This window comes from Rahnella sp. NRRL B-41462, from assembly GCF_003263525.1.
Lineage (GTDB): Bacteria > Pseudomonadota > Gammaproteobacteria > Enterobacterales > Enterobacteriaceae > Rahnella > Rahnella aceris.
This window is the reverse complement of record NZ_JYDF01000089.1, coordinates 26,446-34,879: the sequence shown is the minus strand read 5'-3', so window position 1 is coordinate 34,879 and position 8,434 is coordinate 26,446. Positions and strand designations below refer to the sequence as shown.

The 8,434-nt window shown below is 49.8% G+C and carries 9 protein-coding genes; 7 read left to right on the top strand and 2 right to left on the bottom strand.

The features are described 5' to 3' along the window. The first annotated feature begins 367 nt into the window (after nt 1-367). The 4 genes from yqaB (at nt 368) to luxS (ending at nt 3,689) form a co-directional block, all read left to right on the top strand. On the top strand, nt 368-934 hold the full coding sequence (gene yqaB, locus UC14_RS19935; protein WP_112152129.1) for a fructose-1-phosphate/6-phosphogluconate phosphatase: 567 nt from the start codon (nt 368-370) through the stop codon (nt 932-934). Next, nucleotides 931-1,359 carry a YqaA family protein gene (locus tag UC14_RS19930; protein ID WP_112198275.1) on the top strand — a complete coding sequence of 143 codons (429 nt, stop codon included), beginning with the start codon at nt 931-933 and terminating at the stop codon, nt 1,357-1,359. The genes yqaB and UC14_RS19930 overlap by 4 nt, the downstream gene beginning before the upstream one ends. A gap of 85 nt (nt 1,360-1,444) precedes the next feature. After that, nucleotides 1,445-3,016 carry a glutamate--cysteine ligase gene (gshA, locus tag UC14_RS19925; RefSeq protein ID WP_112152142.1) on the top strand — a complete coding sequence of 524 codons (1,572 nt, stop codon included), beginning with the start codon at nt 1,445-1,447 and terminating at the stop codon, nt 3,014-3,016. Between the two features lie 157 nt (nt 3,017-3,173). Then, nucleotides 3,174-3,689 carry an S-ribosylhomocysteine lyase gene (gene luxS / locus UC14_RS19920; protein ID WP_013574031.1) on the top strand — a complete coding sequence of 172 codons (516 nt, stop codon included), beginning with the start codon at nt 3,174-3,176 and terminating at the stop codon, nt 3,687-3,689. A 69-nt stretch (nt 3,690-3,758) separates the two neighbouring features. Here the strand turns inward: luxS and UC14_RS19915 are convergent, their stop codons facing one another. Together UC14_RS19915 and UC14_RS19910 are read right to left on the bottom strand one after the other, a co-directional pair. Further along, on the bottom strand, nt 3,759-5,048 hold the full coding sequence (locus UC14_RS19915; RefSeq protein WP_013574032.1) for an HlyC/CorC family transporter: 1,290 nt from the start codon (nt 5,046-5,048) through the stop codon (nt 3,759-3,761). 16 nt (nt 5,049-5,064) lie between these two features. Then, the gene (locus UC14_RS19910; RefSeq protein ID WP_112198274.1) at nt 5,065-5,856 is read right to left on the bottom strand and encodes an inner membrane protein YpjD; all 792 of its coding nucleotides are present in this window, start codon (nt 5,854-5,856) and stop codon (nt 5,065-5,067) included. 164 nt (nt 5,857-6,020) lie between these two features. Between UC14_RS19910 and ffh the strand changes: the two genes are divergently transcribed. From ffh to rimM, 3 genes are all read left to right on the top strand, one after another. Beyond that, nucleotides 6,021-7,382 carry a signal recognition particle protein gene (ffh, locus tag UC14_RS19905; protein WP_013574034.1) on the top strand — a complete coding sequence of 454 codons (1,362 nt, stop codon included), beginning with the start codon at nt 6,021-6,023 and terminating at the stop codon, nt 7,380-7,382. Between the two features lie 178 nt (nt 7,383-7,560). After that, complete coding sequence (rpsP, locus tag UC14_RS19900) at nt 7,561-7,809, top strand: 30S ribosomal protein S16 (protein WP_015689395.1); 249 nt, start codon at nt 7,561-7,563, stop codon at nt 7,807-7,809. Nucleotides 7,810-7,827: 18 nt separating this feature from the next. Continuing rightward, nucleotides 7,828-8,376, top strand: a complete 549-nt coding sequence (gene rimM / locus UC14_RS19895; protein ID WP_013574036.1) for a ribosome maturation factor RimM — start codon at nt 7,828-7,830, stop codon at nt 8,374-8,376. Nucleotides 8,377-8,434 lie beyond the last annotated feature (58 nt).

Below are 8,434 nucleotides of genomic sequence, written 5' to 3'. Positions count from 1 at the left end.
CTGGGTGCACCATATTCTAAACGTGTTTGAGCGACGACTTTCGTATAGGGTCCTCCGGCATGAAGGTAGCACGAAGGAAGATAACGTTGCTTTAGCAACGGCCCGCAGGGCGAGGCCCCGCCGAGTCATCTTCCTGGGTGCACCATATTTTGTGTATGTTGAAGCGATTTTTGTCTTTCAGCATTAGAAAACCCGCTTCGGCGGGTTTTTTGTTTTCTGGATTTCACGTCTGTATCTCACTCTTCTTTTTCATTTTCCTGATCTTTCTGACGTGTTCTGATGTGCTGTGCGCGTGGACAAAATGCGACTTTCTACAGACTTTGCGATAAAGTAGTTTTCCTGTTTTTTCGTGATCATGGAGCATTCGATGTACGATCGATACGAAGGGCTAATATTTGATATGGATGGCACCATATTGGATACCGAACCTACGCACCGTAAGGCATGGCATCAGGTCTTGACCAAATACAGCATGCGGTATGATGTCGACTCCATGGTCGCTCTGAATGGCTCTCCAACCTGGCGCATCGCCAAGTTTGTTATAGACAGTAATAATGTTGAGATGGACCCCCATCTTCTTGCTGCTGAGAAAACGGCTGCCGTGCAGGAAATGTTGCTCGATACCGTACGTCCTCTGCCGCTGATTGATGTCGTGAAGGCTTATCATGGCCGGCGTCCAATGGCGGTAGGAACAGGAAGTGAGCACTGGATGGCAGATGCACTCTTACGGCATTTAGGGCTGCGCGATTGCTTTGATGCGATTGTGGGGGCCAATGACGTGAAGAATCACAAACCTGCACCGGACACTTTTTTGCGTTGTGCGGAGCTGATTGGCGTGCCTCCTGAAAAATGTGTCGTCTTTGAAGATGCTGATTTCGGTATTGAGGCAGCAAAACGCGCCAATATGGATTTTGTGGACGTGCGTACGCTGTGAGCAGCACCCTGGCGCTGGCTTCCTTATTCGGCAGCAGCTTTTTAAGTGCCACATTATTGCCTGGGAATTCAGAAGTCTTATTAGTGGCTTTATTGTCAGCTGGCAGCGCAATGCCAGCGGCACTGGTTTTGTCTGCATCAGTTGGCAATACCTTAGGTGGCATAACCAACGTCATCATCGGACGCTTTTTGCCGCAGCTTAAGCCTCAACGTGGACTCAATGTTGCACAGGGCTGGCTGAAGCGCTTCGGACCTGCGGCGTTATTGCTGAGCTGGTTACCGGTGATTGGTGATGTGTTATGCGTATTAGCAGGTTGGCTGCGAATGCCGTGGGGTCCTGTCGTCTTTTTCATGTTTATCGGAAAAGCAGTGCGTTACATCCTTTTGACTTTTGTAACGCTGGAGGGGCTCTCATGGTTCGGTTAGATTGGCATCAGCTATCAATTATGGTCACATCTATGCAGATTCAGTATGCTTGCAAATTAATGGTTTCACCAAGCGGGAGGTCAATTTGATCCCGGATGTATCTCAGGCGCTTTCCTGGCTGGAAGCCCACCCTCAGGCATTAAAAGGTATTCGTCGTGGTATCGAGCGTGAAACGCTTCGGGTTAATCCTGACGGTTCATTAGCGACTACGGGCCACCCGGAATCTTTAGGTGCGGCTCTGACGCATCGCTGGATCACCACCGATTTTGCTGAAGCCTTATTAGAATTTATTACGCCCGTCGATGACAATATTGAACATCTGATGGCGTTTCTCCGTGACATTCATCGTCATGTGGCCCGTGAGCTTGGTGACGAGCGTATGTGGCCGTTCAGCATGCCCTGCTTTATCGAATCCGGACAGGATATCGAACTGGCGCAATATGGTTCGTCGAACATCGGGCGTTTAAAGACACTTTATCGCGAAGGCCTGAAAAACCGCTATGGCGCGCTGATGCAGGTAATTTCCGGCATCCATTACAATTTCTCGCTGCCGATGACGTTTTGGCAGGAGCGGTTGGGCGTGACTGATACGGAAAGCGGGAAAGAGGCGATCTCTGCAGGTTATTTCAAACTCATCCGTAACTATTACCGTTTCGGTTGGGTGATCCCGTATCTGTTTGGGGCTTCGCCTGCAATCTGTTCCTCATTCCTCAAAGGACGTGAAACGGATCTGCCTTTCGAATATACCGAAGGTGGATTGTGTTATCTGCCTTATGCGACATCACTGCGTCTGAGTGATTTAGGGTATACCAATAAGTCACAGAGCAATCTGGGCATCACTTTTAATGATCTGAACACCTACGTTCAGGGCGTGAAGAGAGCGATCCGCACACCGTCTGCTGAATATGCGGAAATGGGTGTGAAAAAAGACGGGAAATACCTTCAGCTGAACACCAATGTGTTACAGATTGAGAACGAACTTTATGCGCCAATCCGTCCTAAACGGGTCACCAAATCGGGTGAAACACCTTCGGATGCGCTGATGCGCAGCGGGATCGAATATATTGAAGTCCGCTCGCTGGACGTCAACCCGTTCTCTCCGGTGGGTATTGATGCAACCCAGGCGCGTTTCCTGGATCTGTTTTTGGTATGGTGTGCTTTAGCGGATGCGCCGGAAATGAACAGCGACGAGCTGCTTTGTACGCGTAAAAACTGGAACCGGGTGATCCTCGAAGGACGTAAACCGGGCCAGACGATTGGTATCGGGTGTAACGATGAACGTCAGCCGTTAGCCAGCGTTGGCAATGCGTTGTTTGCTGATCTGAATCGGGTAGCTCAGATCATGGATAACCAAAACGGTGATCATCTCTATCAGGATGTTTGTAAAAAGCTGGTTGCTGCGTTTGATGATCCTGAACTGACTTACTCTGCCCGCATCCTCAAGGATCTGAAACAGCAGGGCGTCGGTAACCTCGGGCTGGAACTGGCAGAAAAATATCGTCAGATGCTGGTGAGTGAACCGCTGGAAGTGTTGGATGAAAGCGCTCTGATGGCTGAACAGGATGGTTCATGGCAGCGTCAGCGCACACTGGAAGCCAGTGATAAGCTAAGCTTTGAAGAATACCTGGCTGCGAATGCAGGCAGTAGCAATGAGTAGAAAAGAAAAAGGCCACAATTAATGTGGCCAAATAAACATCTCTGTTTACAGGGATGATGATAACAAATGCGCGTCTTTCACTAATTAAGACCCGCATGCTGGGAAAAGGTTTCCTGAGTTCGTAAAAAAAATTAATTTATTTAGGAGAGGTGACGATATGCCACTGTTGGATAGCTTTACCGTAGACCATACCCGTATGGCAGCACCTGCTGTTCGCGTCGCAAAAACCATGAAAACCCCGCACGGGGACACGATCACTGTGTTCGATCTGCGTTTCTGCCGCCCGAATATTGAAGTGATGCCGGAACGTGGTATCCACACGCTCGAGCACCTGTTCGCGGGTTTCATGCGTAATCATCTGAACGGTAACGGTGTTGAAATCATTGATATTTCTCCGATGGGTTGCCGTACCGGTTTTTACATGAGCCTGATTGGTGTGCCGGAAGAGCAACGGGTTGCTGACTCCTGGAAAGCAGCGATGGCTGACGTTCTGAAAGTGAAAGAGCAGCGCCAGATCCCTGAGCTGAATGAATACCAGTGCGGGACTTACGAAATGCATTCCCTGAAAGAAGCCCAGGAAATTGCACAGCACATTCTCGATCATGATGTTGTTGTGAACCATAACGATGATCTGGCTCTGCCAAAAGAGAAATTGTCCGAACTGCACATCTAGTTTTTAGTTTGTGCGGATGACAAAAAAGACGCGAAATTCGCGTCTTTTTTATGTCTGAAATTCAGAGGATTAGCGCTGATTCACACTGCTTTGCAACGGTTGTAACGGACGGACCTGCACCTGTTTGATCATGTTGTCCTGAACATCCAGGATCTCAACTTCATAGTCCTCTATGCGCAGATTAGTACCGATTGTCGGGATCTCTTCCAGCACTTCCAGCAGCATGCCGTTGATAGTTCTCGCTTCTTCGGCTGGCAGATGCCAGTTAAAGGCTTTATTCAGTTCCCGCACGTTCGCGCTGCCTTCGATCAGTACTGAACCATCACTTTGCGGCGTGACTTCTTCTGCCAGCGTTGGCGACATCGACGTCGTGAAATCACCGACGATTTCTTCGAGGATATCCTCAACCGTTACCAGCCCCTGAATATCACCGTATTCATCAACCACGATGCCCACTTTCTTTTTATTTCGCTGGAATTTTACCAGCTGAATGTTCAGCGGCGTGCCTTCCGGAATGTAGTAAATTTCGTCAGCGGCGCGCAGCAGATTTTCTTTGGTGAACTCTTTTTTCTCGGTCATCAGGCGATAAGCTTCGCGCAAACGTAGCATCCCAATAGCGTCGTCGAGTGAGTCTCGGTAAAGCACAATACGGCCATGAGGTGAGTGGGTAAGCTGACGAATAATCGATTTCCAGTCGTCATTGATATCAATACCGACGATTTCATTGCGCGGAACCATGATGTCATCAACAGAGACTTTCTCAAGATCAAGCACGGAAAGCAGCATGTCCTGATTCCGGCGCGAGATATTCGAGCGTGACTCGTTCACGATGGAACGCAGCTCTTCTTTACTGACGGCGTCACTGAGGCTTGTGGTGGTTTTGATACCAAACATTCGCATCAGCAAACGCGAGAGACTGTTAAGGATCCACACCAGCGGCATCATAATGGTTTGCAGCGGACGCAACAAAATGCTGCTCGGAAACGCGATGCGTTCAGGATTCAGGGCGGCAAATGTTTTAGGCAGCACTTCTGCAAACAGCAGTACGACAAATGTCAGTACACCCGTGGCAATCGCTACACCGGCATCGCCGTAAAGACGGATGCCCACAATGGTTGCCAGAGCGGAAGCAAGGATGTTGACCAGGTTGTTACCGATAAGTACCAGACTGATCAGCTGGTCCGGGCGTTTTAACAGCTTTTCGACGCGACGCGCCGCGCGGTTACCCTGTTTAGCCAGGTGACGTAACCGGTAACGGTTGAGTGTCATCATACCGGTTTCGGAGGCTGAAAAATAAGCCGAAACCACCACCATGATGATCAATGTGATGATCAGGGTTGTTGTTGAGACGTGCTCCAACGGGTATTCCTTTTAATTAATGAACCATGATTTGCTGGATCAGGCGACTGCCAAAATAGGCAAGAGTAAGCAGGATGGCGCCCGCCATGCTGAACCATACCACGCGACGGCCACGCCAGCCTTCGTGATAATGGCCCCACAGCAGAACGATATAAACAAACCATGCCAGTATCGATAAGACAGCCTTGTCGATATTCTCTGGGCTGAACAGGTTGTTCAGATAAAGTAATCCGGTGCACAACGTCAGCGTCAGTAAAATAACGCCAATCTGAGTGATGTGAAAAAGTTTGCGTTCAATACTCATTAACGGCGGCATATCAGCCGTAAACGTCAGGCGTTTATTCTTTAGCTGATAATCCAGCCACGCCAGTTGCAACGCGTAAAGGGCGGCAATCATCAGCGTGGCATAAGAGAATAATGCCAGGCCGATATGTACCAGTAAGCCTTTGCTTTCTTCAAGATGCGTGATGAATTCGCCAGGAAGAAACGTCACGAACGCCAGATTGATCAGCGAAAAGCTGTAAACAATTGGCAAAACAAACCAGCCGCGATTGCGCGAGGCTACGATGGTCATCACCGTTCCGATGATTAAACTGACCACCGAGCCGATATTGACCAGGCTGAGGTTCTGGCCGGTGCTGACGTCGAAAATACGTTGCTGCAATGCGACAGCGTGGCAAACAAGTGCCACCACAACGGAAATCAGTGCTAAACGCCGGTATGCGCTGTTCTTCCGGATGATGCTCGGAATGATCAGTGCAAGGCTGAGCAGATAGGTCAACATGGCGACGAGAGCAAAAACTGACATAGCGTTTCGGTAGCATCGAAAAGTGAATGAGAACCGCAGTATAACGTTACCCGCGTCACGCTCCAACCTATCTGAGATGCCAAAGCAGAGATCGTCCGCGCTTCGTGTTATAATCCCGCAATTACGTCGCAAAAGCGGCCTGTCATTACGTTGAGCAAGAGACGATGTTTGAGAATTTAAGCGATCGATTGTCGCGCACACTGCGCAATATCAGCGGCCGCGGGCGGCTGACCGAAGAAAATATCAAAGAGACATTACGTGAAGTGCGTATGGCCTTACTGGAAGCGGACGTTGCGCTGCCGGTCGTACGTGACTTCATCAGCCGGGTGAAGGAAAGCGCTGTTGGCCATGAGGTCAATAAGAGTCTGACGCCGGGGCAGGAATTCGTCAAAATTGTCCAGAAAGAACTGGAAACTGCGATGGGCGAGGCGAACACCGAGCTTAATTTAGCAGCGCAGCCTCCGGCCGTGGTTCTTATGGCGGGTTTACAAGGTGCAGGTAAAACAACCAGCGTCGGTAAACTGGCGAAATTCCTGAAAGAAAAGAAAAAGAAAAAAGTACTGGTGGTGTCCGCCGACGTTTATCGCCCTGCGGCGATCAAACAGCTGGAAACCCTGGCGCAGCAAGTTGAAGTGGATTTCTTCCCGTCTGATGCACAGGAGAAGCCGGTTGATATCGTTAGCCGCGCCCTGCAGCAGGCGAAACTGAAATTCTACGACGTGCTGATTGTCGATACCGCCGGCCGTTTACACGTCGACGAAGCGATGATGGACGAAATCAAACAGGTACATGCCGCGATTAATCCGGTTGAAACTCTGTTTGTGGTCGATGCTATGACCGGTCAGGATGCCGCGAATACCGCGAAAGCGTTTAATGAGGCGCTGCCGCTGACCGGTGTGATCCTGACAAAAGTCGACGGTGATGCCCGCGGCGGTGCTGCGCTGTCGATTCGTCACATCACCGGCAAGCCGATTAAATTCCTGGGTATGGGTGAAAAAACCGATGCGCTGGAGCCGTTTCATCCGGATCGTATTGCCTCCCGTATTCTGGGTATGGGCGACGTTCTCTCACTTATCGAAGATATTGAGAGCAAAGTTGACCGCGCGCAGGCTGAAAAACTGGCCAGCAAACTCAAGAAAGGCGACGGCTTTGACCTGACCGATTTTCTCGAGCAGCTCAAGCAAATGCGTAATATGGGCGGCATGGCGAGTATGATGAGCAAACTGCCGGGTGTCGGTCAGTTGCCGGATAACGTCAAATCCCAGATGGATGACAAAGTGCTGGTGCGGATGGAAGCGATCATCAACTCGATGACGCTGAAAGAGCGCGCTAAGCCAGAAATTATTAAAGGTTCCCGTAAGCGTCGTATCGCGATGGGTTCCGGCATGCAGGTGCAGGACGTCAACCGCTTACTTAAGCAGTTCGACGATATGCAGCGCATGATGAAGAAAATGAAGAGTGGCGGCATGGCGAAAATGATGCGTGGCATGAAAGGTATGATGCCACCAGGTTTCCCTGGCCGTTAATCGACGTCACTGCCTATATATCAGCCATATAGGTGGCTCATGCAAAATGGTGGCTAAGGTTTCTACGCTTTAGATTGCTTTTTGCGCCAAAATGAGTAAAATTTTCGGGCTTTTTATATTGCAACCAGACCCCGTTCCCCGATGGGGTCTGGTTGTTTTATTAACTAAAGAGGATGTTATGGTAACAATTCGTTTAGCACGTGGCGGCGCAAAAAAGCGTCCGTTTTATCAAGTAGTAGTGACCGACAGCCGCAACGCTCGTGACGGTCGTTTCATCGAACGCGTAGGTTTCTTCAACCCATTGGCTTCTGGCCAGGCTGAAGCACTGCGTATGGATCTGGACCGTGTTGCCCATTGGGTTGGTCTGGGTGCTACCGTTTCTGATCGCGTTTCTGCGCTGATCAAAGACGCTAAGAAAGCAGCTTAATCTGTCGCGGTGGTGGCAATGAGCAAGCAATCCAATCCAGTGGTACCCGCTGAGCCGTTAGTTCTTGGCAAAATGGGTTCAACGTACGGCATTCGTGGTTGGCTCAGAGTGTTTTCATCCACCGAAGACGCTGAAAGCATCTTTGACTACCAGCCCTGGTTTATCCAGCGTGCCGGTAAGTGGCAAGTTGTCGAGCTGGAAGGCTGGAAACGCCACACTCAGGACCTGATTATCAAAGTCAAAGGCGTTGATGATCGGGATGCCGCGAATCTTCTGACTAATTGCGAAATTGTCGTCGATTCAAAGCAACTGCCTCCACTGGAAGACGGTGACTACTACTGGAAAGACCTTTTCGGTTGCCAGGTAGTGACAACTTCCGGTTACGAACTGGGCAAAATCATCGATATGATGGAAACCGGTTCTAACGATGTGATGGTAGTTAAAGCCAACCTGAAAGATGCCTTCGGACTCAAGGAGCGGTTGATTCCGTTCCTCGATGGGCAGGTTATCAAGAAAGTCGATCTCGCTACTCGCACTGTTGAAGTAGATTGGGATCCTGGTTTTTGACCTCCGTAGTGTTTACTGATGTAAACAACGTCTGGTTGAGCGGTCAAACATTTGGAAG

What these genes read in the sequence shown, in the direction of transcription:
- UC14_RS19910 (WP_112198274.1), bottom strand. Translation starts at nt 5,856, where the DNA reads ATGTCAGTTTTTGCTCTCGTCGCCATGTTGACCTATCTGCTCAGCCTT.
- rpsP (WP_015689395.1), top strand. Translation starts at nt 7,561, where the DNA reads ATGGTAACAATTCGTTTAGCACGTGGCGGCGCAAAAAAGCGTCCGTTT.
- ffh (WP_013574034.1), top strand. Translation starts at nt 6,021, where the DNA reads ATGTTTGAGAATTTAAGCGATCGATTGTCGCGCACACTGCGCAATATC.
- rimM (WP_013574036.1), top strand. Translation starts at nt 7,828, where the DNA reads ATGAGCAAGCAATCCAATCCAGTGGTACCCGCTGAGCCGTTAGTTCTT.
- yqaB (WP_112152129.1), top strand. Translation starts at nt 368, where the DNA reads ATGTACGATCGATACGAAGGGCTAATATTTGATATGGATGGCACCATA.
- luxS (WP_013574031.1), top strand. Translation starts at nt 3,174, where the DNA reads ATGCCACTGTTGGATAGCTTTACCGTAGACCATACCCGTATGGCAGCA.